This window comes from Rhizobium mongolense USDA 1844 (assembly GCF_000419765.1).
Classification (GTDB): Bacteria; Pseudomonadota; Alphaproteobacteria; order Rhizobiales; family Rhizobiaceae; genus Rhizobium; species Rhizobium mongolense.
Genome location: NZ_ATTQ01000092.1, coordinates 1 through 1346 on the forward strand (window position 1 = coordinate 1; position 1346 = coordinate 1346).

Sequence of the window (1346 nt, forward strand, 5' to 3'; positions counted from 1 at the left end):
ACGTCGGAAAGCTTTCCTTGATTGCCGGGTGCTTTGCCATTGATGAGCCCTGACGGGCCACGCGCATTGAAGCGAATAACCCAGTCGCGGACAATTTGCAGGGTCACGCCTCCGATCCTGGCCGCATCGCTGCGGGAATGGCCATCATAGATTTCGGCAAGGGCAAGAAGCCGCCGAGCCTGTGCCGCATCCTTCGTGCCTTTGGCCAACGCCCGAAGAGCGAAGCCGTCGAAGTCATCGCGCAGTGGAATTCCTGATGTCATCCGCAAACCTCCGTTTGCGGTATTGATTCAGAACTCAACTGATTTGGAAACCTCAAAAAGAGTCAGAGATCGCTCACGCTGGTATAAGGGCGTAGAAATAGCTCGGGCCAGAGCCTTGCGGTTTTCCAGAACACTCATCATCGTCACGTGGTCGCCTCCAATCGGTATGGCAGTAATGGCCCCTCGACTCAAGAGCCGGTCCCAGCCGCGCATGGGCGAACGTGCCTCTGGGCATAATGAACTTTCAGCTTGTCGTGCCCGAGAACTGAAGAGAGCCTCGGTGGCATAAAACTGATGTATCTCAATTGGCAGGGTTGGGATTTGGTACGCGTGCAGCGCCTCGTGAAACCGGGCGATCCTTTTATACATCACCACTTCATTGTGGAGATCACGATCCAGAGATATCGCCCCGATTTGCTGCCCCTTTTCAAGCAGCTGAGCGATTGAACTTTGTCCAGCAAATTGCTCCAACACTTCGAAGCTCTCATCATCTAAGGATTCAAAAGAATCCAGCACCACGTCTCGTACCATTTGGATGGGTGATATCTTTTTCAAGTTTGCAGGTAGCGTAACATCGATCAACGCCATGAAAGATATAGCTTCATCGCGACCCAGTAAGAGCTGGGCTATGGCGTAAGCCAAGATTCCGCCTGATGAGTATCCAGCGAAGCGATACGGACCCTGCGGCTGGATCTTTCTAATCGCCACGATGGTCTCCGCGGCTATCGCCTCAAGAGTTGGTGGACAAAGGTTATTGAAGGGGGGCCATGGCAGAGCGTAGACGGGACAGTCTACGTCCATTTCCTCCACCAACCTGAGGACGTAGGAACAATCGCCAAAACCTGTGGGGACAAAGAAGAGCGGTGGCTGCGATCCGGTTGCTTGTACGGAAATCACTCCCGGAGTCCTGGGCTGTGGCTCCAAATGAATCTTCGATGCAAGGTCCTTCAGAACAGGGGCTCGGAAGAGGTCGGCGGCGCTAAAGTTCAGCCCAACATCTAATGCTCGACTGAGTAACTGCACGGCCAACAGCGAGTGGCCGCCGAGTTCGAAGAAGTTGTCGTGGCGTCCGACCCGCTCGAC

The 1346-nt window shown here is 54.3% G+C and carries 2 protein-coding genes; both read right to left on the reverse strand.

Going from position 1 to position 1346, the window contains the following annotated elements:
* A partial coding sequence (locus A3C3_RS0137270; protein WP_028740336.1) for a helix-turn-helix domain-containing protein occupies positions 1-263 on the reverse strand: 263 nt, incomplete at its 3' end.
* Positions 264-290: 27 nt separating this feature from the next.
* Positions 291-1346, reverse strand: a 1056-nt coding sequence (locus A3C3_RS0137275; protein WP_028740335.1) for a thioesterase domain-containing protein, incomplete at its 5' end; no start/stop codon positions are given.